Raw genomic sequence first — 25,186 nt, 5'->3', positions numbered from 1 at the left:
CCAACAAAAAATCCCGAACGAATTTAACGTTCGTAATTAAAACAGTTTACTCATTAACGAACGAGCTTGTCCCAGATGACGACCTTGCCTTGGGCAAAGGATTGAGGGACGTCGATAATTCGCTGGTTGGCACTCCCGCGGAATTGTAAAGTAAGATCCTTTTGCGCCAACAAAAACCGTCCGTCGACCAAGATGTCAATAAGGTGCAAAAGTTCTAATTTATCGGGGGAATCTTGCAATAACTCCTCCCAGGTATAGCCCGACCAAGACCAAATATCCTTGCGGTCGCCAAACTCGCGGCGAATGCGTTTGACCAAACGCAGGCAGACCTGGGTATTTAAGAAGGGTTCGCCCCCCAATAGGGTCAGGCCTTGCACGTAGCTGTGCCCTAAATCGGCAATGATTTGGTCTTCTAACTCCTGGGTGTAGGGCTGCCCATAGCGAAAATTCTGGGCGGCCACGTTATAGCAGCCCGGGCAGTGGAAAGGACAGCCTGACACATACAGACTGCAACGAACCCCCTCCCCATCAACAAAGTTAAACGGTTTGTAATCAGCAATGTATTGCTGGGAAAGCTCACTGGCGAGCCACTCGTTGGGCTTCGGATTGTTTGGCTTTCTCAAAGTCCGCGGCATGTTTAATCATTCCTTTCGTCATATGCTTGGCCCGGTGGATAATTTCTTCGTGACGCCCGTGGACCATTGGCCGTTGTTGGGGGTTACCCAAGTAACCACAGGTTCGCTTGACCACGTCGCAACTAGCTGGATCATGGTTGCCACACTGGGGGCACTTAAAGCCCTGGGCCGTGGCCTCGAATTCCCCCTTAAAGCCACATTTGAAGCACTGGTCAATCGCAGTATTGGTCCCTAAATAACCAACTTGATCATAGGCCCAATCCCAAACCGCCTCTAAGGCCTTGGGATTTTGGCGCAAGTTGGGATACTCACAGTAGTGAATAAAGCCCCCCGCCGCATACTGCGGAAAGTCAGCTTCAAAGGCCAGCTTATCAAACGGGGTCGGGTGCTTGCGGACGTCGTAATGGAAACTGTTCGTGTAGTATTCCTTATCAGTCACATCGGGAATGCGGCCAAATTTCTTTAAATCCGCCTGACAGAAGGTATCGGTCAATGATTCGGCCGGGGTGGAATAGACGCTGAAGTGGTAACCTTCCTCGGCTTCCCACTTCTGACACGCCGCGGCCATTTTTTGGACGATCGACAAAACAAACTGGTGGGCGGCCTCATTTTCTTCCCACCGGGGACCATAGAAAGTGGCGCCGACTTCGTACAGGCCAATGTAACCCAGCGACACCGTGGCCCGGCTGTCTTTAAAGACTTCGTCCACGCTATCAGTCGGCTTTAAGCGCTTGCCAAAGGCTCCGTACATATACAGCAAGGGGGCGTTTTCGGGCTTGGCCTGCTTAGTCCGGGTAATCCGGTAGTCCAGGGCCTGCTTGGCTAGCGCCAAGCGTTCATTGAAGATGGTCCAGAAGCGGTCTTGATCCCCCTGGGCCAACAAAGCGATCCGCGGCAAGTTTAACGAAACCACCCCGAGGTTCATCCGGCCAGAATTGACCTCCTTGCCCGTCGCCGGGTCTACCCAGCCCTGCAAGAAGCTACGGCAGCCCATCGGCGTCTTAAAGCTCCCGGTCAATTCCTTAATCTTGTCATACATCAAGAGGTCCGGGTACATCCGCTTGGTCGAGCATTCGAGGGCGAGCTGTTTGATGTCATAGTTAGGGTCACCAGGGTCAAGGTTAAGGCCGCGCTTGAGGGTAAAGATCAGCTTCGGGAAGATGGCCGTCCGGTGCTCCTTGCCTAACCCCTTAATGCGAATCTGCAGGATCGCCTTTTGAATGCTACGGGCAATCCACGAAGTCCCCAACCCGAAATTAACGGTCGTAAAGGGGGTTTGCCCCTGCGAAGAATACAGGGTGTTGATCTCGTATTCCAAGGCCTGCATGGCATCGTAAATGTCTTTTTCCGTTTTTTGCCGCGCATAGGCTTCTTGTTTGGCTGGCGCCACCCATTCTGCGGCATCGCGCAGGTGCTTTTCGTAATTTAATTGGGCGTAAGGTTCTAACAATTGGTCAATCCGGTTGGCGGAACAACCACCGTATTGCAACGACGCCACGTTAGCGATGATTTGTGACATCTGGGCGGTTGCGGTTTGAATTGACTTAGGCGAATCCACCCAGGCATTGCCGATCTTAAAGCCGTGGGCCAGCATTTCGTCAAAGTCAATCAAACAACAGTTGGTTTCCGGGGTTACGGGCGAGTAATCCAGGTCATGCCAGTGTAAATCTCCCCGCAAGTGGGCTTTGGCTACCACTTCCGGCATCATCTTCAAGCCCAGCGCCCGGCTGACGACCCCGGCTTCCAAGTCCCGTTGGGTATTAAAGACGCGGGAATCCTTATTGGCATTTTCGTGGACCACCCGATCGTTATGATCAAACAGGGCGGCCAATTTAGTCTGCGGATCAGTGGCAGCCGCAAAAGCGGCCTCATCTTGGGTTCGGTAGTCTTGGTACGCTTGGGCCAGTTGGTGGGCCCCCGTCTTTTCCAACGCTTCGATGATCACCGCGGCAATCTGCCGGGTTTTGACCGTGCGCTCACCCGCCAACCGCGCCACCAAAGCGGCAATGACGGCTTGCTGGGTCGCTTGGCTGGCATGTAATTGCGCCAGCACCCATTCGATTTTATAAGCGTAAAACGGGGTCAAGGTCCGATCCCGCTTTTCAACTGTGACCGTTGCTAATTGTGTCAGCTGCTCATTCACTTTTACCACTCCTTTTGATGTTTTTATCCTAGGGGATAACACAAGATATAGAAAGAGTTGACTTTTTCAAAACTATATCTTGTAGTCAAAAGGTGGTCCCGCCCCCAAAACGGGACGAGGGGTTTCGCTGATCAAGCGATCTTGGTCGTTCACCAAGCCGATCCGCCCGGTTTGCTTTTCATCTTCCTCAATGCCTGCGACCTAAAAAAACCGCTTTACTGACGGTGGCAATTGAGCGCGTGATTTACCAAAAACTTTTCTTGCTTTGCGCCCAAGCCTGAGCAAAAAATCATGTATCCGTCCCAGGCAAGGAGAATAAAAAAGGCCCACTAACCAAGGGTCAGTGAGCACTGTATATCGATTAAGCAAGATTAGAATTGGCCATCGGCAATTTGATCCAACAATGGCCGCGACGGGATAAAGAAGAGTTGCCCCGACAAAATTTCGGAGAAGGTCAACAAAAAGTCACTCTTTTCCACCATGTTGGTCAACATCATCTTAGTGACCGTCCAGTGGCGAGAGTAGCCAATAAAGTAAGTCCCGGTATTGCCCGAGGCGGGATCGGAGAAGGGCACGTTCATCCGGACAATCTTTTGCTCTTCACCGTCAATTTCAGCCTTGGAAGCAACGTTGTGGGCATTAGCGTACTTATCTTCATCCGCCAATTCCAAATCGGTGAACTTTTCCCGGCCCACCGCTTTTTCTTGTTCTTCGGTCTTGAGGTGGTGCCAGAAGTCCATATTGTGCCGCCACTTTTGGGCAAAGGCATACGAACCATTTTCAAAGACCGGATCTTCATCGCCAATAATCGCGTAATCGGCCGCATCTTCAACTTGTGGGGCTTCCGTCCCATCAATAAAGCCAATGATCGCCCGGCCTTCAAAGTAGCGGAACCCCTTCGTTTCGTCGACCACCGTGGTAATGTCCTTTAAGAAGCGACGGAACTGGCTCATCGCTTCATAAACCACTGCTTCGTCACTGGCCCGCACGTGGAAGAACAAATCCCCCGCTGACGCCGGCATCGAATACTTAGGCCCCTGCAGGGTCTGGTAAGTCTCTAATTCTTTTGGCTTGGCTGCCCCTGGAAAGAGGTAGTCCCAAGCGGCATTACTCAAACCAAAGCTGGCCTTCAAGTCCCCCTGGGCATCGCGAATCCGTAAGGAGCGCAAAATCGCTTGGTAGCGATCCGCAAATTCCTCAATAACTGCCTTTTCCTGTGCTTGATCCGTGCGGTTTAACTCCAGCACCGTGAACTGTACGTGTTGACCAACGTCCTTCCAGACATCTTGGGCCTTGTTTGGATCCATTGTCATCAGTGATTCCTCCCATCAATTTTGGTTCCGGCTTCATTTTAGCATAACCGGCCAGCTTGCGGGGGTTAAATTCTGCCGTCGCAAGCTCAATATTAATTAAGAATTATTCTAAATAAATTGGGAGAGCAATCAAAAAACCACCCCGCGGAAACCGCCAGGTGGAAAATTAATTTCTTTATTTACCGAGGTAATTACTGTTGGTCCCAAACCACTTTTGGTTAATCCGGGCCAATTCCCCGTTCTTTTGCAGCTTAGCTAAGCCCTGGTTAACCTTCTTTTGTAAGGTCTTGTCGCCCTTGCGCATCCCCACGGCGAATTGATCGACCGTAAAGGCCGGGTTGACAATCACCTTAAAATCGGCCCGGTTCTTTTGGTGACGAATGTAGTATTCAGCATACACCTTATCCATCAGCAACCCTTGAATCCGGTTGGCGTTTAAGTCAATAAAGGCGTTCGGGAAGGTATCGTAGAGGACCGGACTCTTCCCCTTGATCAAATCCTTTAACAACTTCGGCTGGGCATCCAGTTGGGCCTGCCCGGTGGAACCGTTTTGCACCCCGAGGGTCTTGCCCCGCATATCACTAAAGGAATTGACCCCGTAACCCTTCTTGGTCACCAGCACTTGTTGGTTCTCCAGGTACGGCCGGCTAAAGGCCACCTTCTTGGCCCGTTCTGGCGTCATCGAATAACCATTCCATAACAGGTCAATCGTCCCGTTGCGCAGTTCCGTTTCCTTCATCGACCAGTCAATCGGCTGGAAGTCGACTTTAATGCCGTATTCTTTAAAGACCGCCTTGGCTAAATCAACGTCATAGCCGACCAATTGCCCGTTCTTTTGGCGAAAGCCCATCGGCACAAAGCTGTCGTCCAGGCCGATCACAACCTTCTTTTGCTTTTCAATCCGGGCCCAAGTATCTTGCGAGTCCGCCCGCTGCACCACTGATTGGCAGCCAGCCAATAGCAACAGTGGCAAACACAGCAAGCTTAGGGCCAGTAGTTTGATTCGTTTCATGCTTGCTTACCCCTTTTGGTCTAAGGCCGTGACTTTCAGCAACTTATCGGCAATCTTTTCGGCAAAGTCCATGTCGTGAGTCACCACCAGTTGGGTCATGCCCTGAGCCTTTAACTTCAACAATAAGGTTGCAACTTCATCCCGCAGTTGCGGATCCAAGGCGCTGGTTGGTTCGTCATAGCAGAGAATCTTCGGCTTCATGGCCAAGGCACGCGCAATCGCGACCCGTTGCTTTTGTCCCCCGGATAACTGGTAGGGGTACAGCCCCCCTTTGTCTTCTAACCCCAGTTGATCCAGTAAATCCAAGCCCCGTTGTTCCGCCGCGGCCTTGGCTTCCTTTAAGACCAGTTGGGGTGCCAAGGTAATGTTTTCCAACACTGATAAGTGTGGGAAGAGATTAAAGTCTTGGAAAACGACGCCCATCACGGCATCGCTGGCTTCCATCCCCTTGGGATCAAAGGGTTGGCCATCAATTAAAAATTCTCCGCTGTCGGCAGCTTCCAACCCGGTAATACAACGCAAGAGGGTCGTTTTCCCGGCCCCAGATGGTCCCACGATGCACAGGATCTGCCCGTCTTCGACCGTTAAGTCCACCCCGTTTAAAATCTGCCGCCCGTCAAAACTCTTTTTTAAGTTCTTAATTTCTAACATCGGTGCTCCTCCTCATCTTAACCCTTATTTGTAGTAAGCGTAGCGTTGTTCAACCTTCTTTAACAGGTACGTGCAGATGCCGACCAAGATCAAGTAGATGACCCCCACCATTAATAGTGGAACCAAGGTTACGTCCCGGGCCGTCGCCACGTTCCCGGCCCGCAGCAAGTCGCCCAGCCCGATTACGTAAACCAAGGAGGAATCCTTCACCAGGTTGATGACTTCATTCCCAATCGAAGGGATGACAATCTTGACCACTTGGGGAATGATGATCTTGCGCAGGGTTTGGAAGTAGCTCAACCGTAAAACCCGCGCCCCTTCATATTGGCCATAATTGATCGATTGGAAGCCGCCCCGGAAGATTTCAGCAAAGTAGGCCGCGTAGTTCAAGATAAAGGCAAATAAGGCAGCTTCGTAACGTTGAAAGACCACGCCGATAATTGGCAGCCCGTAGAAGACAAAGATTAATTGCAACAGCAAGGGGGTCCCCCGCATCAGCCATACGTAAAAGTTTAAGATCCACTGTAAAGGTTTAAATTTACTGGTCAACCCGATTGAGACCAAAATCCCCAGCGGCAGTGAACCAATTAACGTCCAAAAGAACAAGGACAGGGTCAACTTCGTCCCGTTCAACAAGGATGGTAAAATTTCAGAAATGTAATTAATTGACATCAGACTCTCCTCCTCCAAAATGCAATTGTGGTCTGGCGAAATACCAAGCAACCAATTGATTTTCTAAGCTTATTTTAAAGCAACGGCAACGACCGGGAAAAGTTTCGCGCTTCAAACAAAAACGCCCCCTGAGCCGCAAAGCTCAGGGGACGTTGATCGTGGTTCCACCCCAATTTGTGTCAACCTCGCGATTAACACCTCAGCAAGTTCGCGAATTTGGGAACCAAAAAACGCCCCCGACCAAACTGGTCAGAGGGCGTTGCCGCGGTTCCACCTCATCTTATTGCTTCCTCACGAAAACAACCTTAGCGAGTTCAAATTCTAAACTCTGCGCTGTAACGGGCTTCCCCGGACCACCTTTGCAGTGGTCAACTCACAGATGTGTTTCAAAGCCGCCGATTATCTCTTCCCACCACCCGAGACTCTCTTGAAATCAGCCAAACTTTTACTGGTTCTGTTCTTCGTCGCTTATTTGATTGTCGTTATCTTACCGATTTTTGCCGGTCCTGTCAATCCCTTTTCGCGAAAAAATTAAAGAAAGATGAGAACGGCTACTGTTGTTTAGCCAAGGCGCGCTTGTAAATCACGCTGATTGGCCAGTACAACAAGACAAAATATACCAAGTTTAACGCCAAACTTGGCGCTAAAACATCGACTACAAAGTCAACTAAATTCGTACTTGTCACCCCGACCAAATTGTAGGCCACGTAATTTAAAAATTCAAAGACCGCCACGTCGATAAAGAAAATCAAAATCGAGGTCAAAAAGGACGGATTAAAGGAATGGGCCAACACCCGCGTCAACCAGACCATCAAGGGGTACAAGAAGATAAAGAGCCCCCAGACGCCGGCATAGTAGACGTCGGCTACCGCCCCGACCACGATTGCAAACCCAGTCAAAGGGATCGCCACGTCTCCTTCAAAAAAATAGGCCAAGACCAACCACAACAAGGTCAAACACGAAACCATCGAATAGGGATCCGCAAAAAAAAGCGGCGCAAAGATCTTACTTAACGAGCCATCCAAAAAGAAGCAAATCAACAGGCCAATCGGAAAGATGAACCGGAGCCGAGAAAGTCGGTACATAACATCGCCCCCTATTGTTCCGTCCTGGCCACCGAGACCACGTTTAAGTCATTAAAGTTAGCGGCGGGCTTAATGTAGACCTTTTGGGCCAAACCGTAATCATCCTTGCCCACGCGACTGACGGTCCCGACGTACAAGCCCTTGGGGGTAATGCCCCCCATCCCGTTGGTATACACCTTGGTGCCCTTTTCAATCGTGGCCTTGGTCGTCACTTGTCCCATGATCAGTTCGTTCGTGGCTGAATTGTAATCCGTGATGATCCCATTAACCGTCTTCCCGCTCTTATTGTCAATTTGGATGGCAAAGCGGTTCGCCGATTCACTGGTATCACTGAGTAGTTCGACCTTACTGTTGGTCTTGTTGACTTCGGCCACCCGGCCAATCAAACTACCGCCCGACATTACCGGCATGTCCTTTTGAATCCCGCTGGCTTGCCCCTTATTGATCACGACTTGTTGTTGCCAAGCCGAAGGGGTCCGCGTGACGACCGCGGCTGAAATCAGCTCATAATCGGTCATGGAATGCTTCATTTTTAATTCCGCTTTCAACTGTTTGTTTTCTTTAGCCAGGGTTTGGTCGCGGACCTTGGTTTCAGCCAGTTCGGCCACTTGGGCCTTGAGCTCCCGGTTTTCTTGGTAGGTATTCAAAAGGTCCTGGTAGCTGGTGACCCCGCCTTGGATGAAATTGGCCGGTACGGCGACCAGGTTATCGGCAAAACCCACCACATCATTCCCAAACTGCTGGATCAGCGGCGGGGTTTGACGGTTATTGCGCAAGGCAACCGAGCCCCCCATCAAGCCGAAGGCCACGACTAAGCTGACCACAATTAAGACCAACCGTCGATTTGAAAAAAATTTCCGCATGCTAATTCTCCACTCTCACCGCATGACGCCGGCCCCGCTAAATACACGAAGAGGATGTGATAACCATCTGAATCACATCCCCTGCTCAATTGCGCGGCACGCTGTCCGGCTACTTTTTCTTCTTCATCACATCGATGCTCTTCAAAGATTCACCCGTCCCAATCGCCACACAATCCAGTGGATCGTTGGCAATAAAGACTGGCACCTTCGTAGCATCGGCAATGACTTCTGGCAAGTGCTTCAATAAGGCACCCCCACCGGTCAGGACAATCCCGTGGTCAATTACGTCCGCCGCAATTTCCGGTGACGTTTCTTCCAACGTCCCCTTGATGGCTTCGATAATTTCACTGACCACGTCTTGTAAGGCAGTCGAAACATCCACGGCTGAGACTTCCATCGTCTTTGGCAACCCGGTTACCAAATCACGACCGCGGACTTCCGTCGTCCCCATGTCTTGGGCCGCTTCCACGGAAGCAGAACCAATGTCCCACTTCAGCTTTTCTGCCGTCCGTTCCCCGATCAAGAGATTCTTTTGTTGGCGGACAAACTGGGTGATGGCATCATTCATCTTGTCACCAGCCATCCGAATGGAGCGGCTGGAAACAATCCCCCCTAAGGAGATCGTCGCCACATCCGTGGTTCCACCACCAATATCAACAACCATGCTCCCGGTTGGGTCCATGACTGGCAAGCCGGCCCCAATCGCAGCCGCAAATGGTTCTTCGATCACGTAGGCATCTCGAGCCCCGGCAACCCGGGTCGCATCAATCACGGCCCGCTTTTCGACTTCCGTGATCCCACTTGGGACACAGACCATAACGTATGGCTTACCGGCGTTCTTGCCCAGCGCCTTTTCCATGTAGTATTGCATCATTGCCACGGTCGTGTCGTAATCAGCGATGACCCCATCCTTCATTGGCCGAATGGCAGTAATGCTGGCTGGCGTCCGCCCGATCATGTCCCGCGCCGCTTCCCCGACGGAGATCACGTCATTAGTCTTGGTGTTGCGCGCAACAACCGATGGCTCTCTGAGAACGATCCCCTTGCCTTCGATGTAGACAATCGTATTGGCAGTCCCGAGGTCGATCCCAAGGTTCTTAGTTCCGATTCCTAATGGCACTCTGTTTCTTCCCTTCAATAGTTTGAGTCAGTCTTTGTAATAACGGTGATATTATACCATATCTCACGCATTCTAACAGTTCATTATGATACACCAACTTATGGTAGAAAGATAGGACGAATCGCCAGCTTTAGCATTTTTTAACCAGATTGCAAACTTTTACTCAATTTCACCCGCGGTTTGGTTTTCCCGCCAGGAATGATAGTCCGTATTGCCAATTACCAAAAAATCCAAGAGGGGGATCCCCACCAGGCGACCGGCGTGCTCCATTCGCTCACAAAAGCGCTGGTCAGCCGAGGACGGCTTGGGCAACCCCGTTGGGTGATTATGAGCCAAGATAATGCCACTGGCGCAGTTTTGCAGGGCGTGGCGCAGGATTTGATCGGGGTACAAGGCACATTCGCTGGTTCCCCCGGCAAATAAGATCTGAAACTGAATAATGTCGTTGTGCACATCGGTACACAGCAAGGCGACTTGCTCTTGCTCACAGCCGGCAAAATAATCAATCAAATCCTGGCCAATCAGCTGACTGGAGTAGGCTTGTCCCCAGTATTCCCGCGGACTTTTAACAATCACTTCCCCGGCTTCGATCGCTGACAGCATCGGTGCTAAATGGACTAAGTCATGGTTAGCCAACTGATTGCATTTGTTGACCGACAAATTGCGAAAGGCCGCCGGCGTTGGGACCTGCTTCAGCCACCAGGCACATAATTCTGGTTGATCATACAAGGCCCCTTTGATCAAAGAGCGGTACTTCAATTCCGCTTCCGGCCGATCTAAACGTGTAATCATAAAAAAATTTCCCCTTTACTCTTTATATACGCGAAAAGGGTGAATTTATTGTGCTTAATCTTTCAAAAAGTTTCTCACCTCGGAGACGAAATATAGCGACCCAGTAATTAAGATTATTTCGTCTGCTGACATAGTTTGGCTAATTTCATAAAGTCCGGTTTGCCAGTCCGGCGCTTGGTGAACTGGATAACGGGTCGGAATGTCCGACATTAAATCAGCCAAGTCAGCACTCGGCCGCTGCTGGCTCGGACCCGCAAAGTGGGTCAAATATAGGTGGACGTTTTTCAAACTGGCCAACTCGCCTAACATCAATTCTGCTTGTTTATCCGCTAAAATCCCCACCAGCAGGTAAATTTCCCGGTCGGCCAAATCGGTTTGCAAGGTCTGGACCAAGGCCTGCACCCCCGGTAGATTATGTGCCCCGTCCAAGAGCATCAGGGGTTCATCATTGACCACCTCCAAGCGGCCCGGCCACTGAACTTGGGCTAACCCGGTCTTGAGGGCCCGGGGGTCAATTGGCAAATGCTGGGCCGTCAGGTACGTGGTCACCAACTGCATGGCCACCGCGGCGTTTTGGACCTGGTATTCCCCGGCCAAACCCAGCGCAGCCGTCAAGGACGGTACATCCGGCCCCCGGAACTGCAGCTGACCGAATAAAGCGCCCGGCTGGCCGGACCGGGCGTGAAACTCCTGGCCCAACCGCAAGAGCGGGCTAGCTAACTGCTGAGCGGTTTGCTCAACCACCGTCATGGCTTCCACCGGCAGCTGGCCAACGACGACCGGCCGGTGGGGCTTGATAATACCGGCCTTATGGGTCGCGATTTCCGTCAGGGTTGACCCTAGGAGGGCCATATGATCATAGCCGACCGTTACGATCGCCGCAGCGACCGGATCAATCACGTTGGTGTAGTCCCACCGGCCCCCGATCCCAACTTCTAAAATCACGACGTCCGGGGCCTGGGCCTGAAAATACAGAAAAGCAATAGCCAAGTCGACCTCAAACTCCAACGGCCCCCCTTCGGGCCGGCTGGCGTCCATGGCCGCCACGATCGGCGCGACTTGTTGGGTGTACTTAACCAAATCCGCGTCACTGATTGGCTGGCCGTTAATTGCAATCCGTTCGTTAAAGCGGGTAATAAACGGCGAGGTAAAGGTGCCAACCGTCAGGCCACTGGCCGCCAGCATCGCCGCGCTCATCGCCACCACCGAACCCTTGCCATTGGTCCCGGTCACGTGCAAATAGGTTTGGCCGGCTTCCGGATGGCCCAGGGCCGCCAAAAAATCCCGCATCCGGGCTAAGGTCGGCTGCTTTTTGACCCGCGGGCGACCATGGATAAAAGCTAAAGCATCGGCGTAAGTTTCAATTGACATCAGTATTTTCCTCTCTGTATTAAATATGTAGAAAAAGCTGGGGCTTCCCCCAGCTCTTAATCGTGGTGCTTAGGCTTCAGCTAAGGAGGCCAGCCGTTCCTTGGCTGCCGTCAGCTTTTGTTGCCATTCCACGGCCTTTTGGCGTTCTTCTTCCACCACGGCCGCTGGCGCATTGGCAACAAACTTTTCGTTGCCCAGCTTCTTTTCGGAGCGCATCACTTCTTGTTCCAGCTTCTTGATTTCCTTTTCGACCTTCGCCTTTTCTTCGGCCAAGTCCACTAATTCCGCCATTGGGATGTAGACCGTCGCTCCAGCTAAGATCCCGGACATGGCCAGTTTCGGTGCCGTCAGGTCCTTTGCAATCGTCAATTCAGCCGGGTGGCAGAAGCGATCGATGTAATCACGGTTAGTTTCAAAGATCGTCTTGATCTCATCATTGTCCACCTTGATCAACATGTTGACCGGCTTGGACATTGGCGCCCCGGCGTCGTTACGGATTTGCCGGACCGCCTTGATCAAGGCAATCAGGTCGTCCATCTTGGTCTCCGCCGTTGGGTTGGCCAATTGGTCGTTTACCGTTGGATAAGCCGCCACCATAATTGAGTCACCATCGTGTGGCATCGCTTGCCACAGCTTTTCCGTCACAAACGGCATAATTGGGTGCATCAACTTCAGGATTTGGTCCAGGACGTAACCCAGGATGTTCTTGGTGTTGGCCTGTTCTTCAGCCGTCCCGTTGGTCAGCTTCTCCTTGGTCATTTCAATGTACCAGTCACAGAAGTCGTTCCAAATGAAGTTGTACAGGGCCCGGCCCGCTTCCCCAAATTCGAACTTCTCGAATTGGTCGCTGACTTGAGCGACCGTCGCATTCAAGCGGCTTAAGATCCATTGATCAGCCAAGTCCCACTTGTCCGCACTTGGCAGTTGTGGTGCGGCCATGTCACCCAAGTTCATAATCACGTACCGGCTGGCGTTCCAGATCTTGTTAATGAAGTTCCACGCCGCATCCATCTTCTTGTAGGAGAAGCGGATGTCTTGGCCCGGCGTCGACCCGGTAATCAAGAACCAGCGCAAGGCGTCGACCCCGTACTTTTCAATTACGTCCATCGGGTCGATCCCGTTCCCCAGCGACTTGGACATTTTGCGCCCTTGTTCGTCCCGGATCAGGCCGTGCAAAAGGACGTGCTTAAACGGTGCCTTACCCGTGAATTCCAGCGATTGGAAGATCATCCGCGAAACCCAGAAGAAGATGATGTCATACCCGGTCACCAGGGTGTTGGTTGGGAAGTAGCGCTTGAAGTCGGCGGCGTCCGTATCCGGCCAGCCCATCGTGGAGAACGGCCAGAGAGCACTGGAGAACCAAGTGTCCAAGACGTCCTTGTCTTGTTCCCAATTTTCAATATCCTTCGGCGCTTCTTCGCCCACGTACATTTCGCCGGTTTGCTTGTGGTACCAAGCCGGAATCCGGTGCCCCCACCAGAGTTGGCGGGAAATGACCCAGTCGTGAATATTTTCCATCCATTGGGTGTAGGTATTTTCAAAGCGTTCCGGGACAAATTCAACCCGGTCGGCCGTCTTCTGGTTGGCCAAGGCTTGTTCGGCCAGCGGCTTCATCTTCACGAACCACTGGGTCGACAGCCGGGCTTCAACTTGGACCCCGGTCCGTTCAGAGTGCCCAACGGAGTGGACAATTGGCTTTTCGCGCAGCAAGTAGCCTTGGTCCTTTAAGTCGGCTACGATTGCCTTGCGGGCTTCGAAGCGGTCCAGCCCTTCGTACTTGCCGGCGTTGGCGTTCATCGTCGCGTCTTCGTTCATCGTGTTGAGTTCCGGCAGGTTGTGGCGCTTGCCGACCTTAAAGTCGTTCGGGTCGTGGGCCGGGGTGATCTTTACCATCCCCGTCCCGAAGTCCGGCGTTACGTAGTCGTCGGCGATAATTTCCACTTCACGGTCGACCAGCGGCACCTTGACGTGCTTGCCAATCAAGGCTTGGTAGCGTTCGTCATTGGGGTTAACGGCGATCGCTTCGTCCCCAAACATTGTTTCCGGCCGGGTCGTGGCGATTTCGATGTAGTCCTTGCCTTCAAAGGTCGTCCCGTCGGTAAAGGGGTACTTCACGTAGTAGAAAGCCCCTTCGTCATCCTTGTGGATTACTTCGATATCAGACAGGGCGGTCCGGGCTTGCGGGTCCCAGTTGATAATGTAGGTCCCACGGTAGATCAGGCCTTTCTTGTAGAGGTCAACGAAGACCTTGCGGACCGCCTTGTTTAACCCTTCGTCTAAGGTAAAGCGTTCGCGGTCGTAGTCGACGGAAATCCCCAGCTTGGCCCATTGTTGGTGAATAATGTCGCCGTATTCACCCTTCCAGTCCCAAACTTGTTGGATAAACTTTTCGCGGCCCAGGTCGTAGCGCGAAACCCCTTGCTTGCGCAAACGGGCTTCCACCTTGGCTTGAGTGGCAATTCCGGCGTGGTCCATCCCCGGCAGCCACAAGACGTCATAGCCTTGCATCCGCTTTTGGCGGATAATCATATCTTGTAAAGTTGTGTCCCAAGCGTGGCCTAAGTGCAACTTCCCGGTCACGTTCGGCGGCGGGATAACGATCGAGTACGGGTGGGCTTTTTTGTCGCCAGACGGCTTGAAGTAGCCGTTGTCAATCCACCACTGGTAACGGCCGGCTTCCACGCCGGCGGGTTCGTATTTGGTTGGCATATCTTTTGCCATGGTGTCTTCCTCCTTAGTGGTCACTGAAAAAAGGGCGATGCCAAGGGGCGGGCGCAAATAAAAAAGTCCCGTCCTAAACATAGGACGAGACTGCTCGCGGTACCACCTAATTTGGGATGGGCAAACCATCCCCACTTGACCATTTGATAACGGTAAATGAACCGAACCTTCCTACTGGATTCAGAAGGCTTGCTCGCAAGCTACCCTTTTAGCCTTGGCTGAGGTCCTTTTCACCAGGCGGACCCTCGCTGCCAGCCGCTTGCTAAAAGGCTCTTGGTCATCGCTTAACGTAGGTTTATGATACGCTAATGCTTAAGGAGCGTCAAGGGGCAAACGATCAGCTTTTTTGAGCTAACCCTACTAAGATCCCAAAAGCTGGTCAATGCTATCTTGTTGTCTAAAACCTTAAATTTGGGTACAAAAAACCCCCACGTTCAAATTCAAAATCGAATTCTTTTGTGTGGGGGGATTGATCCCTTGTCTATTGACAATAACACATTCAAGGCTATTCAACAAAATTTCTAGCCAAAATTTTTAGCGTAAAACCCCCACGACCAGCAAAGCTAGCCGCGGGGGCGCAAGGATATTTTTAGTTGACTGTGATTGTTACAGGAGTTGCTTTAAAGCTGCAATCGCCGCGTCGTAGTCTGGTTCAGCCACGATTTCTGGGCAGATTTCCCGGTAGGTAATCTTTCCTTCCGCGTCCATGACCCAAACGGACCGGGCCAGGATCCCTTCTTCTGGAATCAACAGCTTCAAGGCGTACCCGAAGGATTCTTCGTGGTCGGATACCAATTGCATGTGTTCCACATTTTCGGCGGCACACCACTTTTGTTGGTCGGCAATCGTGTTGGTCGAGACCGTCAGGAAGTTGGCCCCGGTGTACTTGTCGACTTCTTCATTAAATTTCTTGGTTTGAATGCTGCAAACCGACGTATTAATGTCAGGCACCACGCTGATCAGCGTTGGCTTGCCGAACAAGAAGCGGGTCTTGATCTTTTCATCATTCTTGTCAAACACCTTAAAGTGGGGCATTTCTTCCCCGACGGCCGGCGGATTGCCGACCAAGCTGCGGACTTCACCATTAATCGTAACTTCCACGATTGTTGCCTCCTTCTCATTGTTGCTTAACATCGCATGTCCTTAGTATAGCAAAGGATCAGCGAAAGCTAAAGAACGATGATTGAAAATTTGCCAAATTACTTATTGATCTAGCCGGGTGAAGCTGGTCATTTTATGGCTGACCCCTTGTCCGGCATTGTTAATCTGATAAGTAAAACTTGGCGCGTAGATTTTGCTGCCCAGCACCGTCACCCAATTGTATTGCCACTGGGACGCGGCATTGTCTTTGACCATTGCCAAGGTCAAATGCGAGCCACTGGCCTTGTAGGTCCACCGCCCCTGCTGGCTGGTCTTTTGGTAGGTGCGATCAAAAGCGGTCGGATCTTGATCGGCAGCCAGCGCCGTTTGCTTGGAGTGGGTCACCACCGCCCGGTCGCTATTGGCCGAAAAGGTGATGTAGGCCGTCCCGACCTTATTAACCCCTTGGTACTTGTACACATGACCAGGCACCGCGCCACTGACCGCGTGGGTGGCATAAAAGCCAAAGCCGCCCAACGCCACGATGAGCACCACCAGGAAGGTTAAGAGCACTGATTTCTTTTTCATTTCCTCACCCCCACTGGCTTATTCCCAAGCGTAAACGTCGTAGTAAGTCTTATTGTCTTCTTCATCGTGTTGGTAGAGGATCGCCACGTGCTGGTAGTGGGTCGCCAGCTTGTCAAAATTACTGAAGTTCAGTTTGTATGGGATCCACCATTTCAGATCCGCGGCTTGATCTTCGACTTGTTCGTGGGAGTACTTGCGGGCGGGATCATTGGAAATGCCGCCAATGTCCACCTTGACGTGCTTGTAGTGCTTCTTGCTCTTTGGCATCCCCTTGGTGTCCTTTTGTAAAGTGATATCAACGCCCTGTTCTTCTAAGTCATTTTGTAAGTAATCAATCGTTTCCTTGACGTACTCAGCCTGCTTCATCATCTTGTGCCCCGGTGTGGAACTAACTGCGTCACTTTCACTTTCGCCTTCGCGTTCACTGCTGGAAGTTGTAGCGGACGTAGCGCTTTCATCATCGCTTTCCTCATCCTTGGTGACCGATTCATTCGTCTGGTCAGTCTCCTCACTGGCCTTGGCCCGGCTGACCTTCGTGGAATTATCGTCGGCCGTTTCGCCTGTGGTACTGGTCGTCGCCGTGTCGCTGGTCGTTTCACTGCTGGTTTCTAAAACAGTTTCTTCAGTTGCCGCCGAGTCAGCGGTTTCTGTATCCTTGTCTGCTAGATCCTCATCGGCTGCCGAATCACTATCTTTCGGTGTCTGCACATCTTTTTGGTTAACAAGATTGACCACAAAGTTAACCTGCTTGACGTTCAAATTTAGATTGGTGTGGGTACAAGCGACCTGCTGGCCGGTCCCCTGGTATTGGTAACTGGTTGGCACCGTTCCGGTGGCATTTAAAATCAAAACTTGGCCTACGTAAATCAAATCAACGTTGGCAATGTTGTTGTCGTACGCCAACTTGGCCACCGAGATCCCAGTGACAGCCGAAATCTGCGATAAGGTATCGCCCCACTGGACGACATAACGGGTCCCGTGCAAGTTGTTCAAGTCGATCCTTTGCCGGCTCATATTCGCACTGATTTGGGCTGGCGTATTGGCTACCCAATTAGATAAATCAGCTTGTTCTTCCACGGATTGGTAATTGGCGGCGTGCACGGTTTGCAACGCCACTGGGGTCAATAGCACGGCCGTCAGCAGACCAGCCGCTAATACTTGCTTTTTCATGATCTTCACTCCCTTAGATTAGCGAACCATTGCGACCTCAAAAACATCTTTACTCAGGAGTTAGTGTTATTATTCCTATTCTTATTTTACAAGATTGTTACAATTTTTGGAAGCGTCCTCCATATGAATCTAACTCACTTAATCAACACTAAGTTTGATACAATAGAGCATAATACGAACAGGATTAGTGCACGAAAACCACTAATATCAAAGCGAGGTAGCTAATCATGAGCCTTAGTTCAACTCTTAAAGAATCATACAATACCTGGTTAAAAAAAGAGCTCGTGTTTTCTGAAGTGGGCAATGGATATGTCTGAATCAGCACCCCGTTTGTTGATACAAACTATGACAATATCAATCTGTATGCTCATTATGTCAATCAAGATGAAATTGAAGTTTCTGACTTTGGCTATACCCTGTATAACTTAAATGAAGCCGGGATCACCATCAATTCGCGTTCCAAAACTATTTGGCGGATTTTCACTCAAGTCCTCGTTGATTTTGGTGTGACGCAAGTTGATGAAGCCTTAAGTATTACGGCCCCAATCGATCGCTTTCCAGTAGCCAAAACGCGCTTATTACAGGCCATCATGCGGATTAACGATTTGGTCTACCTTAGCAAAGCAAACGTAACTGAATCGTTTAATGACCAAATCGCTGAATTTTTCAAAACTAATAGCGTATTATTTACTCCTTCAATTGAAATTACTAACATTGCTGGATCAGCATCACACTTTGATTTTTCGATTCCCAGCACGTCAGGAGTGGAACAATTGGTTAAAACAGCAGCGCGGCCAAATGATATTAACGCCGCCAAAATTTTTAATTATGATGTCAAAGCAACGCTCCCGGCCCGACCCGCCAAGTACATCTACTTAGTAAATAATATCAAACATCAAACACCCGTGAATTCAACCACCCTTTCGACTGCGTTAAAAGATCTTAGCGCTGAAGTGGCCACAACATTAAAATTTTCAAACCTTTTAGAAGATACCTCGCTCTTACAAAACGCAAGCTAATTAAAACTGGTCATGCTTTGGCCGGTTTCAAAATTCTCTTCAGCCTGGCACAGCTGATGTAGCAAGATTTTGTCCGCAGATTGTCCGCACTTTTTCCGTAAAATCCTGTTTTATGCTGGATAACAAAAAACAGGAATGTTGATATACCGGCGTTTTGAACACCGATCAACATTCCTGAACTTATAAAAAATCACCCGTACGGGGATCGAACCCGTAACTCCGCCTTGAGAGGGCGACGTCTTAACCAATTTGACCAACGGGCAATCAAACTACAAAAATTAGAATACGCTTCTTTCCCGTTGCTGTCAAGGTTATTCAAAAGAAAGATCAACTAAATAACACCCTGCCGCGGTCACGTGACTGGTGGTGATCCAAACATCGTGGTAACCCGGATTGTCTTGATCAGTCATCTGAAAGAATTGCTCCAACAATTCACCGTGCTTAGCCACAAAGCTCGGGGCTAAGCGATTGACGGTCAAATGGTTATCCGGAAAATAGTGTGCCGCATCCGCGACCTTGAGTTCATCACTGATTGTCACCATCACCGCGTTGCCATACAGTGGCTTGATGGTTTCCACCAATTCGGGGTGCGTTTGAATTTTTGAGAGCACATAGTAAATCGAATCAGAATTGCTTGCCATAGTCTGCCCCTTTCTCTAATATGCCGTTTTTATTGTAACATATCAAAAAAATCAGATTTAATCTTGCATTTAATAAGGAGATTCGCTATACTAATACTCGTTGTTAGGAAACAACATTTTTAATTGAATCTTGGGTATTCGCCAAATTGGTAAGGCAGCGGACTCTGAATCCGTAATTTACTGGTTCGAGCCCAGTATACCCAATCAGCAAGCACAGTCTGTCGGCTGTGCTTTTTTCGTTTTATCCCAAGCAAAAAGCCGTAACGCCCACCTGAGCGCTACGACGATCCTTAGCCTTGCTTCTTCATTTCATTTTCGTACATCCGTTGGGCAACCTGGGTCGCTTTTTCTTCAGTTAACTCCCCATTCTTGACCGCCCGGGCCAATTCTGGATCTTCAGCCATCAGTTCGCGCAACGCTTGGTCAAACGCGTCCTCGCTGATTAATTGGCGGGGCTGTTCCCCTGGCCGCAGCAAGCCATCTTCAATCCCAGTCAAGTTGGCAAAACTAAAGCGATCCTTGACCTGTTGCTTGAGCTGATCTTTGACCCACTTGGCATCGGCACTGCGGATCAAACCGGTCTTCATTAAGAAGGTATAGAACTTCTCCATGATCGCCGCCCCCCGGGCCAACAGCTCATCGGGCATTGCACTGGTCAAAGTTAGCACTTCATCCAACGAGGTCGTCACCACCCGGAAATAATCGGTCAAAAAGCCTTGGTTCAAGTAACCGGTTAAGAGGTTGGCCACCAGCCCGTCAGCCGCTTGGTCCGCAGCTGGCAAAGTCTGCTTAAACTGGTTAATCATTGCCGCGTTGTTTTGCTTAACCTGCTTGATCACTGCCTTAGGAACCTGCTTAATCGGCTGCCATTCGTAGGCGGCCCATTCACGGGGATCCTTAAAGCTCATCGGTAAGGTCACGTACTTAAATTGGCGATCGGCCGCTTCCGGGCGCCGGGCAAACTGCTTGGTCAGCGCATAGAACAGGTCGACGTTCGCCCCGGTCGTTACTTGTTCCAATAAGAAGTGCGGAATCGTGTACAAGAGCCGAACCCGTTCGTCGATCGTCGCAAATTCGGCCAGCTTCTGCATCAGATCCCCCTGGTGCTTGGTCAAAACCCGCAAGTAGCGGCGCATCAACGGCGTCAATTCTCCGGTCGCCCGCACTGCCCACGGCTGGCTTAACTCAGTGTGGTAGTGGGCCTGTAAATTGGCCGAGCTGGTCACCTGGTCCACCCAGTAATCAATGATTTGGACCACGCGCCCCTGATTGAGCTCATCGACCACAACCGGCAGCCCCGTATGGCTTTCTACCAGCAAATACAGCGGTTGCCCTTGAAAACTAAAGGGTGCCGCTTCCCAATCTGCGACCCAGCGACCTGGCATCGTGGCCGCTGCGGCCCAATCTTCCCATACCGACGCGGGAATTTCTTTGGCGTAACTTAACTTCAAAACTTCTGCCCCCGTTCGTAAAACTTCAAGGATTATTTTACCAGATTCTGGCCAAGCGGGGCGACAAAATCGTTATGTAATACCAGCGGAGATCTCCGCTGGCTGCTTTTAACTTAACACGTTGCACTCGTTTCTTGTCATGCGCCCTGAACGATCAGACAGTCCTTATTAAGTTACTTTACTAATTCCACTAGTGTAAAATAACCACAAAGAGGTGATTGAGATGACAATACATCCATTGATTAGCCACAAACAGCTCCCCTTCGAAGTACCCGCGGAACACCCAGAACCAAACAAAACCACCCGGCGCGCCTTGGCAGAAGCTGAAGCCAAAGCATTAGGAGTAATCCCCGACAATTCCCCTGCCTTTACCAACGCTAAGGATGCCCTGGAATATTTGGACAAGCTATAAGCTCAATCCACTGGGTAAGAGTGGGGAGCCATCACAAATTACTTCAGTAACCCGTAAGCCCGTGGTCTGCGGGCTTTTCTTATCGACGAAAAATGCACCGGTCTCCCAGTGCATTCATCCTTCGCGACTTTACTAATTTATTTAACAAACTTCACCGCCGTCCCATAAGCCACGACCGATTGCATGTCGCCGCTGATTGAGCCGGAGTCAAAGCGCATCATTACCACGGCGTCCGCCCCCTTGGCGGCCGCTTCTTCTTCCATCCGCTGCAGGGCCTTTTCCCGTGATACTTGCAGCATCTTGGTGTACCCCTTGATCTCACCGCCAACTAAGTTCTTCAAGCCAGCCCCAAAATCGGAGACCACGTTGCGCGATTGGGTCGTCACACCGAAGACTTCCCCCAGCACTTCGTATTCTTGGCCCGGGATCTTTTCCGTCGTCGTAATTAACATTTTCATCATCCTTTCTTCTTGTTCCCCACCCTAATTATAGTCATAATTTTTGATAAACTTCATGCCTTTTGGTGCCAGTTTCTATGATTTTAACCATCATTAAAAATATATTCTTCTTTCGCTTGATTTCGGGGGATATATTTTCGATATAATTACAACGAGAAAAGAGGCTTGAGTATGGGGCAACGTACGTATCATAATAAGTTGCGGCGTTATCAGCGACTACGGCAAAAGCAAACGGAACAGCAGTATGAGTACTTGACGGAACGCCATATTATCCGTCCTGCGCATCCTAAGTATGCAGTGTTAAATCACTTCAGCCACGTAGCTAATAATGTCTATAACCAAGGGCTCTATCGCGCGGTTAGTGTAAAGTCAGTAGACTAATTTAAATCGATTATGATGATTTTTACGCCAAAAATCCCCCTAAGTGCCTGCCTCTTACTTAACCATCTTGCTGGTTATTTAATCACCTTATCACGCTCAATATGCATAAAAAATTTTTTTGCCCACATTCATTCCGTAATCAGACAGCAATGCCACTTGCTCGCCGGTTTTATGATCAGGCTCGCCAGCGGTGCCACTGCCACAATCCCACCAATGATATCACCATCAAGCTTCCAAAAATTGCTAATAACATCCCCCAAGCTGCCGCCTGATTTCCATTGTTAACACTAACATGGCAATCCATCAAGCTATGCAAGATAATTGGCATCGTTAACCCGTTGGTGCCCACGCGAATCAACCCAAGGGCCAATCCCATCACCATGGCATACAGTACTTGCTGCCCGGTAGCAAGGGGGCTTTGATAGGTTAAATTGCTTAAATGTAATAACCCAAACACGACTGCCGAGGCGATCACCGCGCCGGGCACTCCCCAAGTATGTTGCTGCCAAAGTTGCGCAAACCCGGCCAAAAATAGGCCGCGCACTAAAAATTCTTCCAAAAATCCGGCCCCAATTGCCACAACCATTGTCATCATCAATTCTTTGAAGGGGGCGTGCACAACTTCCCAAAGGTTATACGGCAAGCCAAAAATCCCCACTACATACACCAGAAAAAAGCAGCCCGTATACCACCAAGTCAATCGCCGCTGCGGAGCAGCAAAGGCCTTAGGTGAAAGCAAGCGAGTCGTTTGCAACTCTAGGCTGATGATTCCCACAATCCCCACCACTAGCACAACCCGACCAATCAACGTCCACCACCCATAGTCATTCACTAGCCAGGTTCCCAGTAAATAAGCAAAATACAAACTAAGCCCTAGCAGAAGTTTTCGTAGTGCTGAGGTCGTTTGTAATTGATTAACCATCTTTTTCACCTCGTTTTTGCTACCCAAGCAAGGGATACTCCTACGCAGCCGTCAGCGATTTATTACCAACCCGTCAATTTCCATTCGGTGTCGGTCACTACTAACTTTTTCCAGTCTGGCTAATGTAGGACCGGAAAAGCTGCTTGCAACCCCACAACTGCCATATGCACCCCAATGGTCGCTAAAATCAGCCCCATCATTCGCGTAATCACATTCATCAAATTTGAACCAAGTTTAGCCACCACCAGCTCTCCCTCGATGAATAAGAAATAGGTAATCACTGCCAAAACTGCAAAAGATCCCATTACCACAAGTGGATTAATCGATACTGCTAAATTCATCGTCGTCGCAATTGTTCCTGGGCCAGCTAAAATCGGCATTGCCAATGGTGAGACTGCAATGTTCATTCCTATGTCGGGTTGGGGCTGGGTGGTGGAAACATTGTGTTGTAATTTTGACGAGTTACCTTGCAACATATGATAACCAATCATCCCAACGAGCAAACCACCAACGATCCGTAATGCTGCTAAATTAATCCCAAAGACATTTAAGATCGCTTGGCCTCCCCACGCAAAGAGCGCCACAATAATCGTCGCAATTAACAACGAACGAAGCGCGATTCGTTTGATCGTGGTAGCAGAAAAATCATTGATCAAACTAATAAATACTGATAGATTCGCAATCGGATTCATAATGGCAAAAAAAAGCCATAAAAGTGATGGCGAATTGATGTACGATCGGCATCTGGTCCTTCCTTTCTGTACTTCCCTTAGTTCGTTATTACCCGATTAAAGTTTATCAGATTCTAATTTGATTAACACTATTTTTCTCCGCATTCAGCCTGAATAATCTCCCAAGCAAATCAGTGATTCCTTCCCAATCCAGGAAGAAATTGCTTGTTTATTAATCTTTAATTATCATTTCTTCTTCCGACCAAATAACCCAGCCAAAAGAATCACGATACTTCCAATTAAACTTGGAACTTTTACTGAAACATGCCCTATTGAAGGTAGTTTAGTTGGTATGGTAGCTGGCTGTGCTACTTCACCTACATTTACAGATCCGGTCGCTAGCTTCTTCGCCGTACCACGAATTCCTTCAGCCGGTCGATTATTTATAGCCAGCATCGTACTATTCATTAAAGCCTGTGAGGCGCTGTTAGACTGTTCATTCAATGAACTACTCGTTGTTATCAACCCCGATGACGATGTACTAGTCGAAGTGCTCATTGCCCCACTTGTTGACGCACTCGTAGATGCTGACGTCGAGGCGCTGGTCGACGCTGATGTCGATGTACTAAAGGTAAAGTTCCGTTTGACATGGGCGTTGGATTTGAGCGCCGAGCAGCCCTGTAAACGATACTGTTGAACTAGCTGTCGAATGTATTTAGCGGGCATATGGTATTTTTCCGCTAACTCGGTGGTCCCAATGCCAGTTAGTCGTTCATCAATAATTTTTATCGTAATCATGTATAACAATCCATTTGTCAATACTATACAAAAGAGCTCCTTCGTATATCTTTCGATAAACATACGAAGGAGCTCCCTTTTTATCTATAGCTGGATCAATTATCAAACCTTTAGAGACTTAATCTAATTCGCTATCGCCATCATCATCTTCTTCAGCTTGGTTCTTCTTAAAGAGGGCGATGATCATCGCTGCGACCCAGGCAATCATGGCCCCATGCAGCTTGGATGGTGAAGCATCTTCGTTGCGGTTCACATGGTCCGTCTTGCCCGGCTTATGATCAGCAGTGGTTGCTTCGTCGGTCGCTTGGCCCAACGTACTTTGACCGTCCGCCGCCGTGGCAGTTGGCGTCGCGGTGGTAATAACTGCGGCATTAGTGTTGGTGGTAGCCAACGTGGTAACCGCACTAGACGTATTCGTTGCCGTTGCCCCTGGGGTAGTTGGCGTCGTTGGAGCTAGCGAACCCACCATCGTCCCGCTTTGCGAAGTTGTCGTCGACGTCGTGGTCGATGGTGCTTGGCTGGTAGTACTGTTAGCCGTCGAGTTGGCACTTTGTGATGCCGCTGCACTAGCACTGGTGCTCAACGCGGCTGACAGGGACGTCGAAGCGGCCAGGCTTTGGCTGACACTAGCAGACGTTGACGCCGCTGCACTCGCGGCCGCACTTAACGAATCAGCAATGCTTTGACTCACACTAGCGGACAGTGAGGCAGAGGTCGAAACTGCGACACTTGTCGATGCCGAGACGCTCAATGAATCTGCTGCACTTTGACTCACACTAGCCGAAATCGATGCGGACGTTGAGGCTGCTGCACTTTCCGATACCGAGACGCTCAACGAATCAGCTTCACTTTGACTCACGCTAGTCGAAATTGATGTGGAAGTCGACGCTGCCACACTTTCCGACGCGGAGACACTCTGCAAGTCAGCTACACTTTGGCTTTCGCTGGCTGACAGTGAAACGGAAGTCGACGCTGCTGCACTTTCCGATGCCGAGACACTCAACGAATCAGCTTCACTTTGACTCACGCTAGTCGAAATTGATGCAGACGTCGAAACTGTCGCGCTTTCGGATGCCGATACGCTTAACGAATCAGCCACGCTTTCACTCACGCTAGTCGAAGTTGATGCGGACGTTGACGCGGCTGCACTTTCTGATGCCGATACACTGAACGAATCAGCTACACTTTCGCTCACACTAGCCGAAATTGATGCAGAC

24 protein-coding genes, 2 tRNA genes and 1 other annotated feature are annotated in these 25,186 nt (G+C 50.1%); of the genes, 4 read left to right on the top strand and 22 right to left on the bottom strand.

Annotated elements, in window-relative coordinates; genetic code table 11:
• Positions 1–53 precede the first annotated feature (53 nt).
• From nrdG to BN54_RS09725, 15 genes are all read right to left on the bottom strand, one after another.
• Positions 54–635, bottom strand: a complete 582-nt coding sequence (gene nrdG / locus BN54_RS00930; RefSeq protein ID WP_019205244.1) for an anaerobic ribonucleoside-triphosphate reductase activating protein — start codon at positions 633–635, stop codon at positions 54–56.
• Entirely contained in the window at positions 577–2,778 is a 2,202-nt protein-coding gene (nrdD, locus tag BN54_RS00925; protein WP_019205243.1) for an anaerobic ribonucleoside-triphosphate reductase, read from the bottom strand. Before nrdD ends, nrdG begins: the two co-directional genes overlap by 59 nt.
• Before the next feature lie 371 nt (positions 2,779–3,149).
• A complete protein-coding gene (locus BN54_RS00920; RefSeq protein WP_019205242.1) occupies positions 3,150–4,091 on the bottom strand; it encodes a Dyp-type peroxidase in 942 nt (313 codons plus the stop codon).
• A gap of 175 nt (positions 4,092–4,266) precedes the next feature.
• Positions 4,267–5,103 (bottom strand): amino acid ABC transporter substrate-binding protein, encoded by an 837-nt coding sequence (locus tag BN54_RS00915; protein WP_019205241.1) that lies wholly within the window; start codon positions 5,101–5,103, stop codon positions 4,267–4,269.
• A 6-nt stretch (positions 5,104–5,109) separates the two neighbouring features.
• On the bottom strand, positions 5,110–5,754 hold the full coding sequence (locus BN54_RS00910) for an amino acid ABC transporter ATP-binding protein (protein WP_019205240.1): 645 nt from the start codon (positions 5,752–5,754) through the stop codon (positions 5,110–5,112).
• Between the two features lie 24 nt (positions 5,755–5,778).
• On the bottom strand, positions 5,779–6,426 hold the full coding sequence (locus tag BN54_RS00905) for an amino acid ABC transporter permease (RefSeq protein ID WP_019205239.1): 648 nt from the start codon (positions 6,424–6,426) through the stop codon (positions 5,779–5,781).
• Positions 6,427–6,977: 551 nt separating this feature from the next.
• Entirely contained in the window at positions 6,978–7,511 is a 534-nt protein-coding gene (mreD, locus tag BN54_RS00900) for a rod shape-determining protein MreD (protein ID WP_019205238.1), read from the bottom strand.
• A gap of 11 nt (positions 7,512–7,522) precedes the next feature.
• Complete coding sequence (mreC, locus tag BN54_RS00895) at positions 7,523–8,374, bottom strand: rod shape-determining protein MreC (RefSeq protein ID WP_019205237.1); 852 nt, start codon at positions 8,372–8,374, stop codon at positions 7,523–7,525.
• A gap of 109 nt (positions 8,375–8,483) precedes the next feature.
• Complete coding sequence (locus BN54_RS00890; RefSeq protein WP_019205236.1) at positions 8,484–9,494, bottom strand: rod shape-determining protein; 1,011 nt, start codon at positions 9,492–9,494, stop codon at positions 8,484–8,486.
• Positions 9,495–9,653: 159 nt separating this feature from the next.
• Positions 9,654–10,286 (bottom strand): JAB domain-containing protein, encoded by a 633-nt coding sequence (locus BN54_RS00885; RefSeq protein WP_019205235.1) that lies wholly within the window; start codon positions 10,284–10,286, stop codon positions 9,654–9,656.
• Positions 10,287–10,340: 54 nt separating this feature from the next.
• Entirely contained in the window at positions 10,341–11,657 is a 1,317-nt protein-coding gene (locus BN54_RS00880) for a bifunctional folylpolyglutamate synthase/dihydrofolate synthase (RefSeq protein ID WP_019205234.1), read from the bottom strand.
• A gap of 69 nt (positions 11,658–11,726) precedes the next feature.
• On the bottom strand, positions 11,727–14,378 hold the full coding sequence (locus tag BN54_RS00875; protein ID WP_019205233.1) for a valine--tRNA ligase: 2,652 nt from the start codon (positions 14,376–14,378) through the stop codon (positions 11,727–11,729).
• A 77-nt stretch (positions 14,379–14,455) separates the two neighbouring features.
• Positions 14,456–14,668 (bottom strand) — a binding site (T-box leader).
• A gap of 316 nt (positions 14,669–14,984) precedes the next feature.
• Positions 14,985–15,479: a thiol peroxidase gene (gene tpx / locus BN54_RS00870; RefSeq protein WP_040469793.1), complete on the bottom strand. Its 495-nt coding sequence runs from the start codon at positions 15,477–15,479 to the stop codon at positions 14,985–14,987.
• Positions 15,480–15,581: 102 nt separating this feature from the next.
• Entirely contained in the window at positions 15,582–16,046 is a 465-nt protein-coding gene (locus tag BN54_RS00865; protein ID WP_019205231.1) for a hypothetical protein, read from the bottom strand.
• A gap of 18 nt (positions 16,047–16,064) precedes the next feature.
• Positions 16,065–17,216 (bottom strand): LysM peptidoglycan-binding domain-containing protein, encoded by a 1,152-nt coding sequence (locus BN54_RS09725; protein WP_019205230.1) that lies wholly within the window; start codon positions 17,214–17,216, stop codon positions 16,065–16,067.
• Between the two features lie 317 nt (positions 17,217–17,533).
• On the opposite strand from BN54_RS09725, the gene BN54_RS09720 reads away from it, so the two are divergent.
• Positions 17,534–18,235: a DUF1828 domain-containing protein gene (locus tag BN54_RS09720; RefSeq protein WP_081583780.1), complete on the top strand. Its 702-nt coding sequence runs from the start codon at positions 17,534–17,536 to the stop codon at positions 18,233–18,235.
• 190 nt (positions 18,236–18,425) lie between these two features.
• Here BN54_RS09720 and BN54_RS00850 read toward each other — a convergent pair.
• Together BN54_RS00850 and BN54_RS00845 are read right to left on the bottom strand one after the other, a co-directional pair.
• Positions 18,426–18,498, bottom strand: a tRNA-Glu gene (locus BN54_RS00850).
• A 48-nt stretch (positions 18,499–18,546) separates the two neighbouring features.
• Positions 18,547–18,876: a hypothetical protein gene (locus BN54_RS00845; RefSeq protein WP_019205228.1), complete on the bottom strand. Its 330-nt coding sequence runs from the start codon at positions 18,874–18,876 to the stop codon at positions 18,547–18,549.
• Positions 18,877–19,007: 131 nt separating this feature from the next.
• On the opposite strand from BN54_RS00845, the gene BN54_RS00840 reads away from it, so the two are divergent.
• Positions 19,008–19,080: transfer RNA gene (locus tag BN54_RS00840), tRNA-Gln, on the top strand.
• Between the two features lie 86 nt (positions 19,081–19,166).
• Here BN54_RS00840 and BN54_RS00835 read toward each other — a convergent pair.
• Positions 19,167–20,327: a hypothetical protein gene (locus BN54_RS00835; protein WP_019205227.1), complete on the bottom strand. Its 1,161-nt coding sequence runs from the start codon at positions 20,325–20,327 to the stop codon at positions 19,167–19,169.
• Between the two features lie 223 nt (positions 20,328–20,550).
• Between BN54_RS00835 and BN54_RS00830 the strand changes: the two genes are divergently transcribed.
• Entirely contained in the window at positions 20,551–20,739 is a 189-nt protein-coding gene (locus BN54_RS00830) for a hypothetical protein (protein ID WP_019205226.1), read from the top strand.
• A gap of 137 nt (positions 20,740–20,876) precedes the next feature.
• Here BN54_RS00830 and BN54_RS00825 read toward each other — a convergent pair whose 3' ends face one another.
• Positions 20,877–21,191 (bottom strand): heavy metal-binding domain-containing protein, encoded by a 315-nt coding sequence (locus BN54_RS00825; RefSeq protein WP_019205225.1) that lies wholly within the window; start codon positions 21,189–21,191, stop codon positions 20,877–20,879.
• A gap of 177 nt (positions 21,192–21,368) precedes the next feature.
• On the opposite strand from BN54_RS00825, the gene BN54_RS09970 reads away from it, so the two are divergent.
• Positions 21,369–21,578 carry a hypothetical protein gene (locus BN54_RS09970; RefSeq protein WP_235720464.1) on the top strand — a complete coding sequence of 70 codons (210 nt, stop codon included), beginning with the start codon at positions 21,369–21,371 and terminating at the stop codon, positions 21,576–21,578.
• A 175-nt stretch (positions 21,579–21,753) separates the two neighbouring features.
• Here the strand turns inward: BN54_RS09970 and BN54_RS10125 are convergent, their stop codons facing one another.
• The 3 genes from BN54_RS10125 to BN54_RS10120 all read right to left on the bottom strand — a co-directional run bounded on the left by BN54_RS10125 (position 21,754) and on the right by BN54_RS10120 (position 24,972).
• Positions 21,754–22,500, bottom strand: coding sequence for a CPBP family intramembrane glutamic endopeptidase (locus BN54_RS10125; protein WP_019205224.1), 747 nt, complete (start codon positions 22,498–22,500; stop codon positions 21,754–21,756).
• Positions 22,501–22,619: 119 nt separating this feature from the next.
• Positions 22,620–23,192: a MarC family protein gene (locus BN54_RS00815; protein ID WP_019205223.1), complete on the bottom strand. Its 573-nt coding sequence runs from the start codon at positions 23,190–23,192 to the stop codon at positions 22,620–22,622.
• An 895-nt stretch (positions 23,193–24,087) separates the two neighbouring features.
• Positions 24,088–24,972, bottom strand: a complete 885-nt coding sequence (locus BN54_RS10120; protein WP_155818209.1) for a hypothetical protein — start codon at positions 24,970–24,972, stop codon at positions 24,088–24,090.
• Positions 24,973–25,186 lie beyond the last annotated feature (214 nt).

Origin of the sequence: Limosilactobacillus ingluviei str. Autruche 4 (genome assembly GCF_000312405.1) — a bacterium.
Lineage (GTDB): Bacteria > Bacillota > Bacilli > Lactobacillales > Lactobacillaceae > Limosilactobacillus > Limosilactobacillus ingluviei.
This window is presented reverse-complemented; position numbering and strand designations above follow the sequence as displayed.

What these genes read in the sequence shown, in the direction of transcription:
- nrdG (WP_019205244.1), bottom strand. Translation starts at nt 635, where the DNA reads ATGCCGCGGACTTTGAGAAAGCCAAACAATCCGAAGCCCAACGAGTGG.
- BN54_RS00920 (WP_019205242.1), bottom strand. Translation starts at nt 4,091, where the DNA reads ATGACAATGGATCCAAACAAGGCCCAAGATGTCTGGAAGGACGTTGGT.
- BN54_RS00915 (WP_019205241.1), bottom strand. Translation starts at nt 5,103, where the DNA reads ATGAAACGAATCAAACTACTGGCCCTAAGCTTGCTGTGTTTGCCACTG.
- BN54_RS00910 (WP_019205240.1), bottom strand. Translation starts at nt 5,754, where the DNA reads ATGTTAGAAATTAAGAACTTAAAAAAGAGTTTTGACGGGCGGCAGATT.
- BN54_RS00905 (WP_019205239.1), bottom strand. Translation starts at nt 6,426, where the DNA reads ATGTCAATTAATTACATTTCTGAAATTTTACCATCCTTGTTGAACGGG.
- mreD (WP_019205238.1), bottom strand. Translation starts at nt 7,511, where the DNA reads ATGTACCGACTTTCTCGGCTCCGGTTCATCTTTCCGATTGGCCTGTTG.
- mreC (WP_019205237.1), bottom strand. Translation starts at nt 8,374, where the DNA reads ATGCGGAAATTTTTTTCAAATCGACGGTTGGTCTTAATTGTGGTCAGC.
- BN54_RS00885 (WP_019205235.1), bottom strand. Translation starts at nt 10,286, where the DNA reads ATGATTACACGTTTAGATCGGCCGGAAGCGGAATTGAAGTACCGCTCT.
- BN54_RS00880 (WP_019205234.1), bottom strand. Translation starts at nt 11,657, where the DNA reads ATGTCAATTGAAACTTACGCCGATGCTTTAGCTTTTATCCATGGTCGC.
- BN54_RS00875 (WP_019205233.1), bottom strand. Translation starts at nt 14,378, where the DNA reads ATGGCAAAAGATATGCCAACCAAATACGAACCCGCCGGCGTGGAAGCC.
- BN54_RS00865 (WP_019205231.1), bottom strand. Translation starts at nt 16,046, where the DNA reads ATGAAAAAGAAATCAGTGCTCTTAACCTTCCTGGTGGTGCTCATCGTG.
- BN54_RS09725 (WP_019205230.1), bottom strand. Translation starts at nt 17,216, where the DNA reads ATGAAAAAGCAAGTATTAGCGGCTGGTCTGCTGACGGCCGTGCTATTG.
- BN54_RS00845 (WP_019205228.1), bottom strand. Translation starts at nt 18,876, where the DNA reads ATGGCAAGCAATTCTGATTCGATTTACTATGTGCTCTCAAAAATTCAA.
- BN54_RS00830 (WP_019205226.1), top strand. Translation starts at nt 20,551, where the DNA reads ATGACAATACATCCATTGATTAGCCACAAACAGCTCCCCTTCGAAGTA.
- BN54_RS00825 (WP_019205225.1), bottom strand. Translation starts at nt 21,191, where the DNA reads ATGTTAATTACGACGACGGAAAAGATCCCGGGCCAAGAATACGAAGTG.
- BN54_RS09970 (WP_235720464.1), top strand. Translation starts at nt 21,369, where the DNA reads ATGGGGCAACGTACGTATCATAATAAGTTGCGGCGTTATCAGCGACTA.
- BN54_RS10125 (WP_019205224.1), bottom strand. Translation starts at nt 22,500, where the DNA reads ATGGTTAATCAATTACAAACGACCTCAGCACTACGAAAACTTCTGCTA.
- BN54_RS00815 (WP_019205223.1), bottom strand. Translation starts at nt 23,192, where the DNA reads ATGAATCCGATTGCGAATCTATCAGTATTTATTAGTTTGATCAATGAT.